The following is an 18,899-nucleotide window of genomic DNA, read 5'->3' as shown; positions in this document are numbered from 1 at the left end:
GCATGCCTTGAACTGACGAAATCGCATTCCCATGTTTTGCTCACGGACGCCGATGACGGGTCCGTTCACCGGTCGCGCCGCTGCCTGGATGGGGTGGCAGACCAGACATCGCAAACAGTTGCTCCCAGGAGGACACCATGCGTCACGTTGATTTTTCCCCGCTCTATCGCTCCACCGTTGGCTTCGATCGCCTCTTCACGATGCTCGACAGCCTCGGCCAGCCTGACCAGGCACAGACTTATCCGCCCTACAACATCGAGCGCACCGGCGAGAACGCCTACCGCATCACCATGGCGGTTGCCGGCTTCGACGAAACCGAACTGTCGATCGAAGCGCGCGAACATACGCTGACGATCAAGGGCGAAAAGAGCGAGGACAAGGGCGAGGAAAACCAGTTCCTGCATCGCGGCATTGCCAAGCGCGCCTTCGAGCGCCGCTTCCAGCTCGCCGACCATGTGGAGATCAAGTCCGCTTCGCTGAAGAACGGCCTGCTGCACATCGACCTCACCCGCGAGATCCCGGAAGCCGCCAAGCCGCGCCGGATCGACATCACGTCGGTCGCATCGCAGCCGAAGCAGATCGAGGCTCAGAACCTCTAATCCACACCCCCCCTATGTCTGAAGAGGCGGCGCCCGCAAGGGCACCGCCTTTTTTGTTATGTGCTGACGGGTTCGGCGACTGCGTCCGGCTCCTTGCGGGCGGCGTAACGCTGGGCGATCACCGCGCAGGCCATCAGCTGGATCTGGTGGAACAGCATGACCGGCAGCACGATCGCGCCGATGTTCTGGCCGGCGAAGATCGCGCTCGCCATCGGAATGCCGCTCGCAAGGCTCTTCTTCGAGCCGCAGAAGGTAATGGCGATCTCGTCGGCGCGGTTGAAACCGAGCAGGCGGCTGCCGAACATGGTGACGGCGAGCACGAGCGCCAGCATGACCACCTCGATTGCCGCCAGCACCCCGAGATCGGCGAGCGAAAACGTCTGCCATAGTCCCGATGTGACGGCCTGACTGAAGGCGAGATAGACGACCATGAGGATCGAGCCACGGTCGACGGGCGACAGCAAACCCTTGCGCGCCCGGATCCAGCCGCCGATCCAGGGCTGCAACAGCTGGCCGACGATGAACGGTGCCAGCAGTTGCAGCAGGATCTGTTCCAGCGCATCCAGCGACACGCCGCCATGGCCGCCGGCGGAAAACAGGAGGCCGACGAGAAGCGGCGTCAGGAACATGCCGAAGATGTTGGAGGCGGACGCGGAGCAGATCGCTGCCGGGACATTGCCGCCGGCAACCGACGTGAAGGCGATCGACGACTGCACCGTCGAGGGCAGCACGCAAAGGAACAGGATGCCGGTATAGAGCGCCGGCGGCAGGATCGATGACGGCATGAAGCCGACCGCAAGGCCGACAAGCGGGAACAGCAGAAAGGTCGATGCCAGGATCGCCAGATGCAGCCGCCAATGCAGGAAGCCGGCGACGACGACGTCGCGCGACAACCTCGCGCCATGCAGGAAGAAGACCATGCCCACGGCCACCTTCGTCGCGATGGCGAACCAGGCGGTCGCCTCGCCATGGATCGGCAGCAACGATGCCAAAAGCACGGTGAGGAGCAGAAGCAGGGTGAACGTGTCGGGAAGGTAGCGGCGCATGTCTGTGACTGACTCGATGGAAAGACGTCTTGCCGAGAAAGGTCATTATGAAGCAGGATGCAAGCAATAACAGTTATTGCGAAGTTGGATAATACATGCTGGACCTCGTGCAACTGCGCAGCTTCGTGGCGCTCGAACAGATGGGCAGCTTCACCCTCGCCGCCGAGAGGCTGGCGCTTGGCCAATCGACGGTCAGCCAGCATATTCAAAGGCTTGAGGCCTCGCTCGGGCGCAAGCTCGTTGCCCGCGACACGCACCGGGTGGCGTTGACCACGGATGGTCAGGCCCTGCTTGCCCATGCGCGTTCGATGCTGGCGATCGATGATGAGGTCAAGGCGCTGTTTGCCGAAAGCAACCTTCGTGGTCGGTTGAGGCTGGGCGTGTCGGAGGATTTCGTCACCAGCCGGCTGCCGGGCGTGCTCGAAGATTTCGTCCGGGCGCATCCTTCGGTGGAGCTCGAATTGACGGTCGCGCTCAGCGGCGTGCTCTACCAGATGCAGGATGGCGGCGAGATCGACCTGGTGCTGGCAAAGCGCCGGTTGGGCGATCCGCGTGGCGAGCTGGTCTATCGCGAGCCGCTGGTCTGGCTGGCGCGCGATCCCGAGCGCATAAAACGCGACAGAGTGCTGCCGCTGATTGCCTTTCCGCCGCCGAGCATCACGCGCAGCGTGGCGCTCGAGGTGCTCGACCGGCATCGGTTGCCGTGGCGGATCGTCTGCACCTGCGGCAGCCTCAGCGGGCTGACGGCCGCGGCCCAGGCGGGCATGGGTGTGCTCGTCCAGCCGCGCAGCATGGCGCCGCAGGGCCTGCGGGAAATACCCGCCGGCACCTTGCCGCCGCTGGAGGATGTCGAGTTCGTGCTGGTCCCAAGCAAGGGCGCCGATCAGAAGCTGATCGCGGCGCTCTCTACCGAGATCCTGTCGAAGGTGCGGACGCTGCAGGGCCAGGCTTGAGCTACAGCGCCGCGCTTCGAATCCGGTTTGGAGAGTTACGCAGTTGCCTCAGCAGGCAGCGACGAAGCGGTCGACGTCGTCCACCTTGGTGGCAAAGCTCGTCACCAGGCGATAGAGGCCTTCGTCGGCCGCCAGGCTTCCGGCGAGATCGTGCGGAACCGGCCAGTCGTAGAAGACCGCGCCCTGCTCCTGCAGCTTCTTCGCTACGTCCTTTTTCAGGATGACGAAAACTTCGTTGGCGTCGACCGGCCAGCCGAGTCGGCTGTTGCGCGACGCGGCGATGCCGTCGGCAAGGCGCCGTGCCATGGCGTTGGAATGCCGGGCGAGGTCGAGCCAGAGGTCGCCGGCGAGATAGGCGTCGAACTGGGCGGAGACGAAGCGCGATTTCGAGAACAGCTGCGCCGAGCGCTTGCGCAGGAAATGCATCTCATGCGCCTTGGACAGATCAAAGAGGACAAGGGCCTCGGCACACCAGCAGCCGTTTTTCGTGCCGCCGAAGGAAACGAGATCGACGCCACGCTTCCAGGTCATCTCGGCCGGTGTCACCTCGAGGCTGACCAGCGCATTGGCAAAGCGCGCGCCGTCCATGTGCAGCGGCAATTTGTGCCCCTTGGCGACCGCTGCGATCGCTTCGATTTCACCGAGTGAATAGACGGTGCCGCTTTCGGTCGCCTGTGTCAGCGTGACCGCCATCGGCTGGCCGCCATGGACATTGTCGAGCGGGTAGCGGCGAATTTCCGCTTCCAGACGGGATGCGTCCATCTTGCCGTGTTTGCCGTCGACGGGCTTCAGCCTCGAGCCGTGGGTAAAGAATTCAGGAGCGCCGCATTCGTCGGCGGTCACATGGGCTTCGCGGTGGCAGAACGTGACGCCGCCGGCGCGGTTGGTGCTGGCCAGCGCCAGCGAATTGGCGGCGGTTCCGGTGCCGACGAAGAAGACCGCGACATCACGCTCGAAAACCTCCGACAGTTTTTTCTCCACCTTGCGGTCGAGCTCACTGGTGCCGTAGGCGGATGCGTAACCATCGGCATGGGTTACGAGGCTCTGGGCGATGGTCGGATGGGCGCCGGCCCAGTTGTCAGAGGAAAAAATCATCACATGTCGTCCTGTTTCACGGTCGTATCGACGTCGTTCGGGCGACCATAACCCACTTCCTAGCCGGATCAATCGCGGTGTCCGCCATGAAAGCCAACAGGATACCAGTTTGAAACCAAAAGGAAGAAAACGTCGGTTTGCCGTAATTAAATTATAAAACCGGGAAATTTCCGGCAATGTTCGGCAAAATCTCTTCTAATATTTGCTCATATGCCCCTTGCGGAGGGGGGCGGTTTCTGGCATAGAGCGCATGAAATAGGACAGTCTTGCTGTCCTATTTCGGTCTAGGGACCGGAACAATCGCCGCAAGTGCCCAAAAAATCGGCAATCGGCGTGTGGCGCAGGGGGATCCGCCGGATTTCATCCGGTTGTTAACGCCTGCCATCAGGATGGTCACTAACATCAATGCCTGATGATGCCGTGCATTATTTGCGACCTGATCAGGATCATGAGACGATGAATGCCCCGGCTTTGCGGCACGCGGATGCGTGCGACGGAGAGCCATGCGCGGGCGCAGGTATGCCCGGACGTGCCGGGTTCAACAGGAGGGAAGACGATGACGGATCACACGCCATCACAGCAATCTGGGCTCAACCTCGCACACACTGTTGCGACGGCTGAAAAAACGCCCGCATTCCCGTCCGGCCTGCCGCGAAAACAGGGTCTCTATGATCCGCGCAACGAACACGATGCCTGCGGCGTCGGCTTCGTCGCGCATCTGAAGGGTGAGAAGTCGCACCAGATCGTGCGCGACGGCCTCTTCATGCTCGAAAACCTGACGCACCGCGGTGCCGTTGGTGCCGACCCGCTGATGGGTGATGGCGCCGGCATCCTCGTGCAGATCCCCGACCGCTTCTTCCGCGAGGAAATGGCCAAGCAGGGCGTCACCCTGCCGAAGGCCGGCGAGTATGGCGTCGGCTATCTCTTCATGCCGCGCGACGAGAAGCTGATCGCCCACTTCAAGGACGTGATCAATGAAGTCGTCGCCGAGGAGGGCCAGCACGTGCTCGGCTTCCGCGACGTGCCCGTCGACAACGCGTCGCTTTCCAAGGCCCCTGACATCGCTGCGACCGAGCCGCACCATGTCCAGGTGTTCATCGGTGCCGGCCGCGATGCCGCAACCAACGCCGAGTTCGAGCGCCGCCTGTTCACGCTGCGCAAGGTGATCTCCAACCGCATCTATGCGGAAGCCGAAGGCGGTGATCTCGGCTTCTACGTCGTGTCGCTGTCGACGCAGACTATCGTCTACAAGGGCATGTTCCTGGCCTACCAGGTCGGCGCCTACTACAAGGATCTGGAGGACGAGCGTTTCCAGTCGGCCGTCGCCCTGGTTCACCAGCGCTTCTCGACCAACACCTTCCCGTCCTGGAAGCTCGCGCACCCCTATCGCATGGTCGCCCACAACGGCGAGATCAACACGCTGCGCGGCAACGTCAACTGGATGGCGGCCCGCCAGGCCTCGGTGTCTTCGCCGCTGTTCGGCGACGACATCTCCAAGCTCTGGCCAATTTCTTATGAGGGCCAGTCGGATACCGCCTGTTTCGATAACGCGCTCGAATTCCTGGTGCAGGGTGGCTACTCGCTCTCGCATGCGGTGATGATGCTGATCCCCGAAGCCTGGGCCGGCAACCAGCTGATGTCGCCCGAGCGCAAGGCGTTCTACGAATATCATGCAGCCCTGATGGAGCCGTGGGACGGACCGGCAGCCGTTGCCTTCACCGATGGTCGCCAGATCGGCGCGACGCTCGACCGCAACGGCCTGCGCCCGGCCCGCTATATCGTCACCTCTGATGATCGCGTCATCCTCGCTTCGGAAGCCGGCGTGCTCCCGGTCGACGAGAGCAAGATCGTCAAGAAGTGGCGCCTGCAGCCGGGCAAGATGCTGCTCATCGACATGGAGCAGGGCCGCATCATCTCCGACGAGGAGGTGAAGTCTTCGCTTGCCGACAAGCATCCCTACCGCAAGTGGCTCGACGATACCCAGCTGATCCTCGAGGAGTTGAAGCCGGTGGAGCCGCGCGCGCTGCGTCGCGATGTTTCCCTCATCGACCGCCAGCAGGCCTTCGGCTACACGCTCGAAGACACCAAGATCCTGATGTCGCCGATGGCCACCACCGGCCAGGAAGCCATAGGTTCGATGGGCACCGACACGCCGATCTCGGCAATGTCGGACAAGCGCAAGCTGCTCTATACCTACTTCAAGCAGAACTTCGCGCAGGTCACCAACCCGCCGATCGACCCGATCCGCGAAGAGCTGGTGATGAGCCTCGTCTCGTTCATCGGTCCGCGCCCGAACCTGCTCGACCATGCCGGCATGGCGCACGCCAAGCGGCTTGAAGTGCGCCAGCCGATCCTGACCAACGGCGATCTGGAAAAGATCCGCTCGATCGGTCACACCGAGGACCGGTTCGACACCAAGACGCTCGACTTCACCTACGACATTTCGCGCGGTGCCGAAGGCATGCCAGAAATGCTCGACCGCCTCTGCGAGCGTGCGGAAGCGGCGGTCAAGGGTGGCTACAACATCATCGTGCTTTCCGACCGCCAGGTCGGTCCGGACCGCGTCGCTATCCCCGCGCTGCTGGCCACAGCCGCCGTGCACCATCACCTGATCCGCAAGGGTCTGCGCACCTCGGTCGGCATCGTGCTGGAATCCGGCGAACCGCGCGAAGTGCATCACTTCTGCCTGCTCGCCGGCTATGGCGCCGAAGCGATCAACCCGTATCTCGCCTTCGATACGCTCACCGACATGCACAAGCGCGGTGATTTCCCCAAGGAAGTCGACGGCAGCGAAGTGGTCTACCGCTACATCAAGGCTGTCGGTAAGGGCATCCTCAAGGTCATGTCCAAGATGGGCATCTCGACCTACCAGTCCTATTGCGGCGCGCAGATCTTCGACGCAGTCGGCCTGTCGTCGAAGCTCGTCGAGCAGTTCTTTTTCGGAACGGCAACGACGATCGAGGGCATCGGCCTCGAAGAGATCGCCGCCGAAACCGTCGCCCGCCACCAGGCGGCCTTCGGTGCCGATCCGGTGCTTGCCAACACGCTCGATATCGGCGGCGAATATGCCTACCGCATGCGCGGCGAAAGCCACGCCTGGACGCCGGATGCGATCGCCTCGCTGCAGCACGCCGTGCGCGGCAACGCCCAGGACCGCTACCGTGAGTTCGCCGAGATGGTGAACAACTCGGCGCTGCGGATGAACACCATCCGCGGCCTGTTTACGGTCAAGAGCGCGGAGGCTGCCGGCCGCAAGCCGATCTCCGTCGATGAGGTCGAGGCGGCCACCGACATCGTCAAGCGCTTCGCGACCGGTGCCATGTCCTTCGGCTCGATCAGCCGCGAGGCCCATACGACGCTGGCGATCGCCATGAACCGGATCGGCGGCAAGTCGAACACCGGCGAAGGCGGCGAGGAAAGCGACCGCTACCTGCCGCTGCCCGACGGCTCGACCAACCCGGAACGTTCGGCGATCAAGCAGATCGCCTCCGGCCGCTTCGGCGTGACCACCGAATATCTGGTCAATGCCGACATGCTGCAGATCAAGGTGGCCCAGGGTGCCAAGCCCGGCGAAGGCGGCCAGCTGCCCGGCCACAAGGTGGATGCGACCGTGGCCAAGACCCGGCATTCGACGCCGGGCGTCGGTCTGATTTCACCGCCGCCGCATCACGACATCTACTCGATCGAAGATCTGGCACAGCTGATCTACGACCTGAAGAACGTCAACCCGGAAGCCGATGTTTCGGTCAAGCTGGTCTCGGAAGTGGGGGTCGGCACGGTTGCTGCCGGTGTCGCCAAGGCGCGCGCCGACCACATCACCGTTGCCGGTTTCGACGGCGGCACCGGCGCATCGCCGCTGACCTCGCTGAAACATGCCGGCAGCCCTTGGGAAATCGGCCTTGCCGAGACCCAGCAGACGCTGGTGCTGAACGGACTGCGTTCGCGCGTCGCGCTTCAGGTCGACGGCGGCCTGAAGACCGGTCGCGACGTCATCATCGGTGCGCTGCTCGGCGCCGACGAGTTCGGTTTCGCCACTGCGCCGCTGATTGCCGCCGGCTGCATCATGATGCGCAAGTGCCACCTCAACACCTGTCCTGTCGGTGTCGCAACCCAGGATCCGGTGCTGCGCAAGCGCTTCAAGGGCACGGCCGAGCACGTCATCAACTACTTCTTCTTCGTTGCAGAAGAAGTGCGCGAGATCCTCGCCTCGCTCGGCGTTCGCAGGCTCGATGAAATTATCGGCGCTTCCGAACTCCTGGAGAAGGACGGCGCGCTCGCCCACTGGAAGGCCAACGGTCTCGACTTCTCGAAGATCTTCCACAAGGTCGAGGCTCCGAAGGAAGAAACCTACTGGACCAGCCGCCAGAAGCACCCGATCGACGACGTTCTCGACCGCACGCTGATCGAGAAGGCGAAGTCAGCTCTGGAAACCAAGGCGCCCGTTGCCTTCGAGGCCGAGATCAAGAACGTCGACCGGTCGGCCGGCGCCATGCTTTCGGGCGCACTTGCCAAGCGCTGGGGCCACAAGGGCCTGAAGGACGATACGATCCGCGTCACCCTCAAGGGCACGGCGGGCCAGTCATTCGCCGCATTCCTCGCGCGCGGCATCACCTTCGACCTGGTGGGCGACGGCAACGACTATGTCGGCAAGGGGCTTTCCGGTGGCCGCATCATCGTTCGGCCGCCTGAAAACGCCAGGATCGTGCCTGAAGACTCCATCATCGTCGGCAATACGGTGCTGTACGGCGCGATCTCGGGGGAATGCTACTTCAACGGCGTTGCCGGCGAACGCTTCGCCGTGCGCAACTCCGGCGCCATTGCCGTCGTCGAAGGCGTGGGTGACCACGGCTGCGAATACATGACCGGCGGTGTCGTCGTCGTTCTCGGCACAACGGGCCGCAATTTCGCCGCCGGCATGTCCGGCGGGGTCGCCTATGTGCTGGACGAAGAAGGCGATTTCGCCCGTCGCTGCAACATGGCGATGGTCGAGCTGCAGCCGGTGCCGGAAGAAGACGACATGCTCGAGAAGCTGCATCACCACGGCGGCGACATCATGCACAAGGGCATGGTCGACGTATCCGGCGATATGACACGTCACGACGAAGAGCGGCTGTACCAGCTGATTTCCAATCACCTGCACCACACGGGCTCGCCCCGGGCGAAGGCGATCCTCGATCATTGGGCAGACTACCGGCCGAAATTCCGCAAGGTCATGCCGGTCGAATATCGTCGTGCGCTCGAAGACATGGAACGCATGAAAATGGCAGAGGCGGCCGAATAGAGGCCCCGGTGAAAAGGGCTCCCGGTTCTAAGAAGGGTTCGGGGGCTCATCACGCGCGCTTGTCTCAAGCGCCTGTTCAGACGCGAAGCTATCAGGATGATACGATGGGTAAGGTAACTGGTTTTCTCGAGATCGACCGGCAAGTGGCAAAGTACCAGCCGGCGTCCGACCGCATCCGCCATTTCCGCGAATTCACCATTCCGATGTCGGAACCCGAAGTGCAGAAGCAGGCGGCGCGCTGCATGGACTGCGGCATCCCCTACTGCCACGGGCCGACCGGATGTCCGGTACACAACCAGATCCCCGACTGGAACGATCTGGTCTACAACGGCAACTGGGACGAGGCGATCCGCAACCTGCACTCGACCAACAACTTCCCGGAATTCACCGGCCGTGTCTGCCCCGCGCCCTGCGAGGAAGCGTGCACGCTGAACCTCGAGGATGCGCCGGTGGCGATCAAGACCATCGAGCAGGCGATCGCCGACAAGGCCTATGAAATGGGCTACATCGTGCCGCAGCCGGCCGTGACCAAGACCGGCAAGAAGGTCGCCGTCATCGGCTCCGGCCCGGCCGGCATGGCTGCTGCCCAGCAGATGGCGCGTGCCGGTCACGAGGTTCACGTCTACGAGCGCGAGAGCAAGCCCGGCGGCCTGCTGCGCTACGGCATCCCCGACTTCAAGATGGAGAAGAACTTCATCGACCGCCGTGTCGAGCAGATGAAGGGCGAGGGCGTCACGTTCCATTGCGGCATCAACATCGGCGTCGACCTGCCGGTCGAACACCTGATCGACGGTAGCGATGCAGTGCTCTATTGCGGCGGCTCCGAGACGCCGCGCAATGCCGGCATCCCCGGCGTCGAATTTGCCGGCGTGCATGACGCCATGCCCTATCTCGTGCAGCAGAACCGGCGGGTCGGCCGCGAGAACATCGACAGCACCGGCTGGCCGTCCGCGCCCATTCTGGCCGGCGGCAAGCATATCGTCGTCGTCGGCGGTGGCGACACCGCGTCCGACTGCGTCGGCACCGCCTTCCGCCAGGGTGCCGTCAAGGTGACCCAGCTCGACATCCGCCCACAGCCGCCGGAGAAGGAAGATAAGCTCGCCGTCTGGCCGTTCTGGGCGACCAAGATGCGCACCTCGTCCAGCCAGGCCGAAGGCGCGATCCGCGAATTCCAGGTCGCGACGCTGGAGTTCGTCGGCGACGAGGACGGGAACCTCATCGGCGTCAAGTGCTGCCAGGTGGATGATCGCCGCAAGCCGATCGCCGGCACGGAGTTCATCATCAAGGCCGATCTCGCCTTCATCGCCATCGGCTTCAGCGGCCCCTTCACCGATAGCGTGGTGAAGGATCTCGGCGACAAGCTGACGCTCAACACCGACCGTCGCGGCTCGACCAACGTCGTTGCCAACGACCGCGACTACAAGACTTCGGTCGACAAGTTCTGGACGGCAGGCGACGTGCGCCGAGGCCAGTCGCTCGTCGTGTGGGCGATCCGCGAAGGCCGCCAGGCCGCCCGCGCGATCGACGAGGCGCTGATGGGATCAACCATCCTGCCGCGCTGAAACCAGTCGCTCACAAACATGAAAGGGCTCCGCCAGATGATGGCGGAGCCCTTTCGTTTTCAAGGTCGGTCTCTTCGGCGAACGGGATCGCCGGGGCGTCGCTTGCAGCACTCAGTCGCCAGAAGGAGGGTTAGAGCATTTCCAGGAAAAGTGCGAAGCGGTTTTCCGTCAGGAAATGCGTAAAAACAAGGAGATGGAGCGTTTCCGCGACTCCGTCTAAACCGGAAACGCTCTAGTTCCGGATCACCGGATTGCTGATGACGGTTCCGGGCTTGGCAAGGCGGAAATCATCGACGCGGCCGACCGGGGCGGCCGCCACATCGCCCTTGTCGACCAGCCGGTCGCGCGGGCTCTTGCCGGTGCCTTTGTTGGGCGCAGCATCGCCGAGCAGTGCCGCAGCGCCATCGAGTTCCGGATCGGTCAGGCCGATCGGCTGCGTCTTGACGATGTCCTCGTTGGCCAGCGGCGCGGTGACGACCAGATCCTTCAGCCCATCGGCGCCCGGCACGTCATTGTCGGTTGCGGCGGCATCCCCGAGCAGGCGGCGAATGTCCTTTTCGACATAGAATGCGAGCTTGCGTTTGCCTGCTTTGGTCAGGTTGATCCCGTCGGCGCCGCGCAACCGGACCTGCTGGCCGTTGATGTCGGAGCCGGTCAGGACGAACTTGCCGGCTTCGTCGACGAAACCGTCCCAGATATCGACGAACTGGCCGCCGACCTTTTCAACTTCCTCGCGATAGAGGCCGTTGAACGTCACCATGTCGGCTGTCATCGCCGCGGATTGGAACGGCGGCATGCCGACCCACAGCACCGGCAGCTTTTCCTTGTGCGCGAGCTCTGCCAGCGCATGAACACGCTTGCGGTATTCCTCGGTCCAAGGATCGGTGCGGTACTTTTCCTTGATGCTGCCGATCTGCATCTGCTGGCGATCGTTGGCGCCGAGGCTGATGATGATGACGGAAGGCTTGATCTCGCCCACATAGCTCGGCAGCGTCACCGGCCAATTGAAATAGTCTTCGCGCACCAGGCCGGACGAACCGTTTGCGCGCGTTTCGATGGTAATGCCCGGCGTCATCTCGAATGCGGTCTTCAGGCCATCCCCAAGGCTACCGGCCATGAAGTCGCCGACGACCAGAACCTTCTTGGCGTCCGGCGCCTTTTCGACCGGCTGCGGCACCGGAGCCGCATCGGCAATGGCGGGCTTTGCCTTTTGCTGGCCCGGGGCCTTCTGCCGCTGTGGGGTTTGGGCCTGGCGCGCGCGCCTGGGCCGCGGCTGTTGCGGAAACTCGTATCGCTCGTCGATAACCGGCCGCCGCTCGCGCGCGAGGCCGCCGAACAGCATCTGGAAGAGGTTGCGCCGCGGCACCCGCTCCTGGGCCTCGGCATAGCTTGCGGCAAAACCGACGAACAGCATCGCGGCCGCAGCGATGATCATCGTCGCAATCCTCAAGGGCATTCCGCCACCTGCCATGTGGGCCTTGGTTTTCGCTTGCATGTCTGATCATCCATCGAACGGACGGCGGCGGCAAGGCCGCCGTCGCGTTTCGGGCGTGCGCGTCAGTTGCGCAGGGCGCGCAGTAGATGTTGCGTCGGCTGCCCATCCGGCGCCAAGCCGTTCTGCGACTGGAACGCCTGGATCGCAGCCTTCGAGCCGGATCCGAAGTTGCCGTCGACCTCGCCGCTGTAATAGCCGAGTTCCTTCAGGCGGTTCTGCAACTCGAACTTCTCGCTGATATCGAGCGAGCCATCGGGGCGCGGCCACCGCTGCTGCATGCCGGCGTACCCGGCGATCTGATCGGCAAGAAGACCGACGCCGAGCGCGTAGCTATCCGACGCGTTGTAGCGCTTGATGACGAAGAAGTTCTTAGTCATCAGGAAGCCGGGACCTTCGCCGCCGCTCGGCAGCTTCAGTTCGGCGCGCGAATTGCCATTGCGGAAGCCCTTGCCGTTCGGCCTGAGGAAACCGAGTGCTGCCCACTGGGCCAGCGTCTTCGTCTGCCCCGAATATTTCGCGGCATTGGCCGGCGGCGCGACCTCGTAGCCCCAGGTTTCGCCCGACTGCCAGCCGTTTTTCTTCAACAGGTTGGCGGCTGTCGCAAGCGCGTCGGGCACCGAGTTCCAGATGTCACGATGGCCGTTGCCGTCCGCGTCGATCGCGTAAAGCAGGTAGCTCGTCGGGATGAACTGCGTGTGTCCCATGGCGCCGGCCCAGGAGCCGGTCAGTTCGCGCGGGGTGATATCGCCGCCCTGCAGGATCTTGAGCGCGGCAATCAACTGCGTCTTGGCGTATTTCGCACGCTTCGGATCGGCATAGGCAAGGGTTGCCAGCGCCCGCGGCACGTAGTGCAGACGGTCGTCCTTTTCGAGAACGGCGCCGTAGTTCGATTCCATCGACCAGATCGCCAGCAGGATCGTCTTGTCGACGCCGAAGTGCTTTTCGAGCACATTGAGCGTGCGGGCGTGCTTGGCTGCCATATCCTGGCCGACGCGCTTGGTGTAGGGATTGACGCGGGAATCGATGTATTCCCAGATCTTGTGCTTGAACTCAGGCTGGTAATTGGCCTTTTCGATGACGGTCGCGTCCGGGGTCTTCACGCCGGCGAACGCCTTGCGATAGGTCGCCTGCGTGATGCCGCTCTTTGCAGCCGTGGCATAGAAGTTGTTGATCCAGCTCTGGAATCCCGCATCGGCGCGCGCAGGCGAGGTGCCAAGCGCGACGGCGGATAGGACGAAGGCGGCTGCGATATGACGGAAAAACGTCCTGCGGGTTCTGATCATCAGCTGTCGGTTCCGTTTCTCTGCGGAGCCTCAGCCGTCATGGCCGGGACATCTCCGCATGGTGGCAGTCTGGAGCCAGCCTTGCGGTTCGTCGACCGCCGGCGGTTCCCGTTCTCGGATCCGGCCGCAGTCGATGCAGCGCCGGACTTAGGACGAATCTACAGAAACGTGGTCAACAAACCCTTTACCATGAAAAGGCCATCGCGTCTTCCGTGGAAGAAAACGCTTCTTCCGGGGGAAGAAAATGCGAATCCGTCGATATCAGGATTTTTTTCGTCCCGGTTCAGCGTGCGTTCACATCGTTACGTAGAGATTGCCGCCGCACTGCAAAGCGCTGCACGATTCCTTAAATTGATTTTGATTTAAGGATTCCTACAGCAACACTCAGGATTGAAATCCGATTGAAGGAGGTACCGATGACCGACAAGCGTAAAGTCCGCAAAGCCGTGTTCCCGGTCGCTGGTCTGGGCACGCGTTTCCTGCCGGCCACCAAGGCCGTGCCGAAGGAAATGCTGACGGTGGTGGACAAGCCGGTCATTCAATACGTGGTCGACGAAGCGATGGAAGCCGGTATCGAGCACCTGATCTTCGTCACCGGCCGCAGCAAGGCGGTTATCGAGGATTATTTCGATATCCAGGTCGAGCTCGACCAGACCCTGCGCGAACGCAACAAGAAGATCGAGATCGAGCTTCTCGACAACATTCTGCCGAAGGCCGGCACGACAAGCTTCACCCGCCAGCAGGCGCCGCTCGGCCTTGGCCATGCCGTCTGGTGTGCCCGCGAACTGGTCGGTAACGAGCCGTTCGCGCTGTTGCTGCCCGACATGATCATGAAGGGTGAGAAGGGCTGCCTGAAGGGGATGGTCGAGCTCTATGAACAGAGCGGCGGCAACGTCATCGCAGTCGAGGAATGCGCACCGGATCAGGCCCACAAATACGGGATCGTCGGTGTCGGCGACAAGGTCGGCGACGGCTTCAAGATCACCAAGATGGTCGAGAAGCCCGCGCCTGGAACGGCGCCGTCGAACTTCTTCATCAACGGCCGCTACATCCTGCAGCCAGAAATCTTCCCGATCCTGGAGAAGCAGGAGCGCGGCGCCGGTAACGAGATCCAGCTGACCGACGGCATGCTGAAGCTATCCGAGAGCCAGCAGTTCGCTGCCTACCATTTCCGCGGCGAGACCTATGACTGCGGCGCCAAGGACGGTTTCATCCTCGCCAACGTCGCCTTCGCGCTCGAACGCGGCGACATCCGTCCGATCGTCGAGGGGCCGCTGAAGGCGCTGCTGAGCAGCTTGAAGTAATTCCGGTCCATCCAAAACGAGAAGGCCGCGTTCCCCCGGGAGGACGCGGCCTTTTCTTTTCGAGGTTTGCATTGAGTATCGTGTCCGCCCGGTGTTCGGGGGCGCGGGGCCGTTGCCTCAACGCCGCAGAACGAGGCCGACGCCGACGCGGGTGATGTCGGTCGGATCGCCGACGTCGGGCGTGGTGCGCTCGTAGCTGACGTCGCCGGTCAATGCGAGATAACGGTTCATATCCCAGGTGAGGCCCGCGCCGGTGCGCCAGGTCGTCTCGTCGGAGGAGCGGGAGTCCGACGGATATTTGCGGATGATCAGGGTGTTCGACAGCCGTGCGACCAGATCGGAGCGCATCTCGTGGGTGATGATGTTGGTCAAGGCATAGTCCATCGAACCGGAGACACCCGCCGTCGTCGACGGGTTGAGACCGGTCGACAGTCCGAAGAGCACATCCGTGCCGCGTTGCGGCGACCAGTTGAGGCGGCCGTCGACCGACAGGCCGCTGACGTCGCTGAGCCGGTCGTCCTCGAAACGATAGGTCTCGTAGCCGAGGGCGAGCTCGCCGTTGAGCTTTTCGCCGAGGTCGACCTCCAGGCCGCCGCGTGTCGCGTAGCTTTGGTAGGATCGTTCGAAGCCGAGCGTGTCCTGGCGAAGATCGTAAGTCGACCTGCCGACCGCGGCCTCGATGAACGGGATCAATGCCGGCGACATTTCATAGCCGACGCGTGCCGTCAGGGTCCCGCTGTTGCGGTTGCGGTCCTCGACCGAAAGCGTCGTACCGTTTTCCAGCTCGACGTCGCCATAGGTCCGACGGTCGAGATCGAGCCCGACCGAGCCGCGGATGAGACCGAAGTCGCGCTCGATGGCGGCGCCGAGCCGATAGGTGTTGACGCCCGATTGTGTCCTGGCATTCGAGATCGCGTTCGGATCGTCGGCGTCCTCGCGCTCGAAGCTGTAGCCTGCTCGCAGGCGCGCAACGGTTTCATCCCAGAGATCGAGGCGCAGTTCCGCGTCGATGTCGGCGCGCGGTTCTTCCTCGCCTTCGCCGGAAATATTGTTCTGCAACACGCCGGCACCCGTGACCGTCAGCTCATGGCGGGACCAGTCCGACGTCAAGGTGCCGCCGATGCCGGTCTCGAGATAGCCTCGGTTTTGCTTGGTATCGCCGTCGTTGCGCCATTCGTGGTTGATCGTTTCGCTGATTGTCGGCCGCAAGGTGAACGTGCCGATGCGAACGCCGGGTGCGCGGTCGTCTTCGGGATCTATTCGCGCCCGCAAGCCGTCGACCGTTTCCTCGCGGCGGTTGAGACGGATGAGGTCTTCGTCGGAAGCCGGAGACAGATCGTCGGCGCTGACGGTTCCCGTCACCTGCGGGTCGGCGATCGCCGGCGCTGCGGTGCCGGGGGCAACGACGCCAGGGGTCGTCGGCACGGCGGAGTTGGCGACGGTCTGGGCGCGCGCCGACAGTGGTACAGCCATCGCGGTGCCGGCCAGCAACAACGCCATCAGCGTCAAACGCCGCGCGTCTCTTCCGGTCGAGCGAGAGTTGTCTGGCACCATCTGCCGTTTGTCCGCGAGCCTGATTGCAATCCTTTCGCAATCGTAAAGCCGCGTGGTTAACCAATCGTTTCCAAACGGGAAAAACGCATTAACGATGGGGAGATGGCAAGGCGCTCTCGACCGTCAAATGGCGTCCGTGGCTGGCAACGATGCGCACACGTGTGCCGGCGGGCAGATCGGGGCCCTCGACGATCCAGATCGTGTCGTCCAGACGCACGCGGCCGTGGCCCTCGGCGATCGGCTTCTCAAGCACGGCCGTCCGGCCGACGAGGCTCTGGGCCCGTTGGTTGAGCAGCGGTTCGTCCGTCTCCCCGGACGATGAGGAGATGAAGCGCCGCCCGACGAGGACGGCGATGATGGAGAGCAATGCGAAGACGATGAGCTGAACCTGCCAGCCCCAGACGACGGCGTCCCACAGCAGCAGCGACAGAACACCGGTGATGAGCGCGGCAATGGCGATCCAGACGAGGAAGACGCCGGGTGCCACGACTTCGGCGGCCAATAGTGCAAGACCGAGAACCCACCAGCTCCAGGGGCCGAGTTCAAGGATGATGCGCTGGACCATCGCCTATTGTCCCTGCGGTTCGAACGGACCGGAGGCCGGGCCGGTGCGTGGCGTCGTCGATTGGCGCTGCCGGGGGGCGGGCGCCTGGTTGTCGCCGAACACTTCCTTGGCAATCGCGCCGATGCCGCCGAGCGAGCCGATCAGCGCGGACGCTTCCATCGGCATCAGGATGATCTTCTGGTTGTTGGCGGTGCCGATCGAGGCCAGCGCTTCGGTGTATTTCTGGGCGACGAAGTAGTTGATCGCCTGAACATCGCCGGCGGCGATCGCTGCCGACACCATCTGCGTTGCCTTGGCTTCGGCCTCGGCCAGGCGTTCGCGCGCCTCGGCGTCGCGGAAGGCGGCCTCGCGCTGGCCCTCGGCCTGCAGGATCGCCGACTGCTTGGCGCCTTCGGCGCGCAGGATCTGGGCGTTTCTCGACCCTTCCGCTTCCAGCACCTGGGCGCGCTTTTCACGCTCGGCCTTCATCTGCCGCGCCATGGCGTCGACGAGGTCCTTCGGCGGCGCGATGTCCTTGAGTTCGACGCGGGTGATCTTGATGCCCCAGGGGTTGGCGGCTTCATCGACGACGCGCAGCAGCTTGTCGTTGATCGTGTCGCGGTTCGACAGCAGCTCGTCGAGATCCATGGACCCCATGACCGAGCGGATGTTGGTCATCGTCAGATTGAGAATGGCGTTTTCGAGATTCGAGACCTGATAGGCGGCCTGCGCCGCGTTCAGCACCTGATAGAAGGCGACAGCGTCGGCCGACACGCTGGCGTTGTCCTTGGTGATGACTTCCTGGGTCGGAACGTCGAGGACCTGCTCCATCACGTTCATCTTGGCGCCGATGCGATCGATGAACGGAATGATGATGTTGAGACCCGGTTCCATCGTCTTGGTGTAGCGGCCGAAGCGCTCCACCGTATAGCGATAGCCCTGCGGCACAGTCTTGATTCCGGCAAAGAGGACCAGAACGACAAGAACCACAAATGCGATGACCGCAATATCCATGCCGCCCAAAGACAAGTCCCCCATGTTCACAACCCCAGTTTGAGGTGACACTCTAACCCAGACGTGGGGATTGGCCAGTCTATTTCAAGCGGTTGCCGCAGATTTCGGCTTCAAAGCCAGCCGCTTAGCTCCCGCCGCACGACATGATCGAGAACGGTCATGCCCTCGGCACTGTCGTTGAGGCAGGGGATGTGGGAAAACTTCTCGCCGCCATTGTGATGGAAGCTTTCGGCCGCCTGCTCGGCGATTTCTTCGAGCGTTTCCAGACAGTCGGAAACGAAGCCGGGGTTGATGACGGCGATGCGCTTGACACCGTCCCGCGCCAGCTTCTCTACCGTCTTGTCGGTATAAGGCTGCAGCCACTCTTCCGGTCCGAAGCGGGACTGGAAGGTCACCTGCAGTTTGTCCTTGGACCAGCCGAGCTTTTCGCGCAGCAGGCGGGCGGTCTTCTGGCACTGGCAATAATAGGGGTCGCCCTTTTCGAAGTAGCTCTTCGGGATGCCGTGGAAGGAGGTCAGCACCACTTCCGGCTCCCAGTCGAGCGTCGCCAGATGCCGCGTGATCGAGGTTGCCAGCGCGTCGATATAGACCGGATCGTCATGATAGGGCGGCACGGTGCGCAACGCCGGCTGCCAGCGCATCTTGAGCAGGGCTTCGAACGCCTTGTCGTTGACGGTGGCGGTGGTAGCTGCGGCGTATTGCGGATAGAGCGGGAACACCAGGATGCGCTCGCACCCGGCCTTCTGCAGCGCCTCCATGCGCGAGGCGATCGAAGGCTGGCCGTAGCGCATGCCCCAATCGACGACGATGTGCGGCTGATCGGCGAAGGCTTCCGCCATCAAGGTTGCCTGGTTGCGGGTGTAGGTGCGCAGGTAGCTCTCGTTCAGATCCTTGTTCCAGATCATCTCGTAGGCCTTGCCGACCTTGCCGGGGCGGGTGTTGAGCACGATGCCGTAGAGGATCGGATACCAGAACAGCCGCGACCATTCGATGACGCGGCGATCGCTCAGGAACTCCTTGAGATAGCGGCGCATCGAGGTGTAGTCGGTACCATCGGGCGTGCCGAGATTGACGAGCAGAACGCCGACCTTTCCGGATTTAACGGTCGGGTGATCGCTGGGGGTGATCGCAGCGGGCGCGTTGGTCATCTCGATCCTCATGGTCTCGTA

Annotated in this window: 14 protein-coding genes; 6 read left to right on the top strand and 8 right to left on the bottom strand. The window is 63.0% G+C overall.

What is annotated here, in order from left to right; all coding sequences use genetic code 11:
- The first annotated feature begins 137 nt into the window (after nt 1-137).
- Nucleotides 138-599 carry an Hsp20 family protein gene (locus tag BC360_RS28650; RefSeq protein WP_065780974.1) on the top strand — a complete coding sequence of 154 codons (462 nt, stop codon included), beginning with the start codon at nt 138-140 and terminating at the stop codon, nt 597-599.
- 56 nt (nt 600-655) lie between these two features.
- Here BC360_RS28650 and BC360_RS28645 read toward each other — a convergent pair whose 3' ends face one another.
- Nucleotides 656-1,645 (bottom strand): bile acid:sodium symporter family protein, encoded by a 990-nt coding sequence (locus BC360_RS28645; RefSeq protein WP_065797751.1) that lies wholly within the window; start codon nt 1,643-1,645, stop codon nt 656-658.
- Between the two features lie 95 nt (nt 1,646-1,740).
- Between BC360_RS28645 and BC360_RS28640 the strand changes: the two genes are divergently transcribed.
- The gene (locus tag BC360_RS28640) at nt 1,741-2,598 is read left to right on the top strand and encodes a LysR substrate-binding domain-containing protein (protein WP_065780972.1); all 858 of its coding nucleotides are present in this window, start codon (nt 1,741-1,743) and stop codon (nt 2,596-2,598) included.
- A 48-nt stretch (nt 2,599-2,646) separates the two neighbouring features.
- On the opposite strand, the gene BC360_RS28635 is transcribed toward BC360_RS28640, so the two are convergent.
- Complete coding sequence (locus BC360_RS28635) at nt 2,647-3,693, bottom strand: threonine aldolase family protein (RefSeq protein WP_065797750.1); 1,047 nt, start codon at nt 3,691-3,693, stop codon at nt 2,647-2,649.
- Nucleotides 3,694-4,249: 556 nt separating this feature from the next.
- On the opposite strand from BC360_RS28635, the gene gltB reads away from it, so the two are divergent.
- Together gltB and BC360_RS28625 are read left to right on the top strand one after the other, a co-directional pair.
- Complete coding sequence (gene gltB / locus BC360_RS28630) at nt 4,250-8,974, top strand: glutamate synthase large subunit (RefSeq protein WP_065797749.1); 4,725 nt, start codon at nt 4,250-4,252, stop codon at nt 8,972-8,974.
- Between the two features lie 104 nt (nt 8,975-9,078).
- Complete coding sequence (locus tag BC360_RS28625; RefSeq protein ID WP_065780969.1) at nt 9,079-10,536, top strand: glutamate synthase subunit beta; 1,458 nt, start codon at nt 9,079-9,081, stop codon at nt 10,534-10,536.
- A gap of 232 nt (nt 10,537-10,768) precedes the next feature.
- Here the strand turns inward: BC360_RS28625 and BC360_RS28620 are convergent, their stop codons facing one another.
- Nucleotides 10,769-12,031, bottom strand: coding sequence for a DUF459 domain-containing protein (locus BC360_RS28620; RefSeq protein WP_065797748.1), 1,263 nt, complete (start codon nt 12,029-12,031; stop codon nt 10,769-10,771).
- A 62-nt stretch (nt 12,032-12,093) separates the two neighbouring features.
- Nucleotides 12,094-13,314, bottom strand: a complete 1,221-nt coding sequence (locus BC360_RS28615) for a lytic murein transglycosylase (RefSeq protein WP_065797747.1) — start codon at nt 13,312-13,314, stop codon at nt 12,094-12,096.
- Nucleotides 13,315-13,395: 81 nt separating this feature from the next.
- On the opposite strand from BC360_RS28615, the gene BC360_RS31990 reads away from it, so the two are divergent.
- Nucleotides 13,396-13,680 carry a hypothetical protein gene (locus BC360_RS31990; protein WP_208858226.1) on the top strand — a complete coding sequence of 95 codons (285 nt, stop codon included), beginning with the start codon at nt 13,396-13,398 and terminating at the stop codon, nt 13,678-13,680.
- Between the two features lie 50 nt (nt 13,681-13,730).
- Nucleotides 13,731-14,618, top strand: coding sequence for a UTP--glucose-1-phosphate uridylyltransferase GalU (galU, locus tag BC360_RS28610; protein WP_065797746.1), 888 nt, complete (start codon nt 13,731-13,733; stop codon nt 14,616-14,618).
- Nucleotides 14,619-14,735: 117 nt separating this feature from the next.
- On the opposite strand, the gene BC360_RS28605 is transcribed toward galU, so the two are convergent.
- From BC360_RS28605 to hemH, 4 genes are all read right to left on the bottom strand, one after another.
- Nucleotides 14,736-16,172: an outer membrane beta-barrel protein gene (locus BC360_RS28605; protein WP_065780965.1), complete on the bottom strand. Its 1,437-nt coding sequence runs from the start codon at nt 16,170-16,172 to the stop codon at nt 14,736-14,738.
- Between the two features lie 88 nt (nt 16,173-16,260).
- Nucleotides 16,261-16,737 carry an NfeD family protein gene (locus tag BC360_RS28600; RefSeq protein WP_065797745.1) on the bottom strand — a complete coding sequence of 159 codons (477 nt, stop codon included), beginning with the start codon at nt 16,735-16,737 and terminating at the stop codon, nt 16,261-16,263.
- 3 nt (nt 16,738-16,740) lie between these two features.
- Nucleotides 16,741-17,739, bottom strand: coding sequence for an SPFH domain-containing protein (locus BC360_RS28595; RefSeq protein ID WP_139110256.1), 999 nt, complete (start codon nt 17,737-17,739; stop codon nt 16,741-16,743).
- 101 nt (nt 17,740-17,840) lie between these two features.
- Entirely contained in the window at nt 17,841-18,878 is a 1,038-nt protein-coding gene (gene hemH / locus BC360_RS28590) for a ferrochelatase (protein ID WP_065797744.1), read from the bottom strand.
- Between the last annotated feature and the right edge of the window lie 21 nt (nt 18,879-18,899).

It is taken from the genome of Ensifer sp. LC163, assembly GCF_001695855.1.
Classification (GTDB): domain Bacteria; phylum Pseudomonadota; class Alphaproteobacteria; order Rhizobiales; family Rhizobiaceae; genus Ensifer.
This window is presented reverse-complemented; position numbering and strand designations above follow the sequence as displayed.

Coding starts and splice junctions, on each gene's coding strand:
- BC360_RS28650 (WP_065780974.1), top strand. CDS start 138: ATGCGTCACGTTGATTTTTCCCCGCTCTATCGCTCCACCGTTGGCTTC.
- BC360_RS28645 (WP_065797751.1), bottom strand. CDS start 1,645: ATGCGCCGCTACCTTCCCGACACGTTCACCCTGCTTCTGCTCCTCACC.
- BC360_RS28640 (WP_065780972.1), top strand. CDS start 1,741: ATGCTGGACCTCGTGCAACTGCGCAGCTTCGTGGCGCTCGAACAGATG.
- BC360_RS28635 (WP_065797750.1), bottom strand. CDS start 3,693: ATGATTTTTTCCTCTGACAACTGGGCCGGCGCCCATCCGACCATCGCC.
- gltB (WP_065797749.1), top strand. CDS start 4,250: ATGACGGATCACACGCCATCACAGCAATCTGGGCTCAACCTCGCACAC.
- BC360_RS28625 (WP_065780969.1), top strand. CDS start 9,079: ATGGGTAAGGTAACTGGTTTTCTCGAGATCGACCGGCAAGTGGCAAAG.
- BC360_RS28620 (WP_065797748.1), bottom strand. CDS start 12,031: ATGCAAGCGAAAACCAAGGCCCACATGGCAGGTGGCGGAATGCCCTTG.
- BC360_RS28615 (WP_065797747.1), bottom strand. CDS start 13,314: ATGATCAGAACCCGCAGGACGTTTTTCCGTCATATCGCAGCCGCCTTC.
- galU (WP_065797746.1), top strand. CDS start 13,731: ATGACCGACAAGCGTAAAGTCCGCAAAGCCGTGTTCCCGGTCGCTGGT.
- BC360_RS28605 (WP_065780965.1), bottom strand. CDS start 16,172: ATGGTGCCAGACAACTCTCGCTCGACCGGAAGAGACGCGCGGCGTTTG.
- BC360_RS28600 (WP_065797745.1), bottom strand. CDS start 16,737: ATGGTCCAGCGCATCATCCTTGAACTCGGCCCCTGGAGCTGGTGGGTT.
- hemH (WP_065797744.1), bottom strand. CDS start 18,878: ATGACCAACGCGCCCGCTGCGATCACCCCCAGCGATCACCCGACCGTT.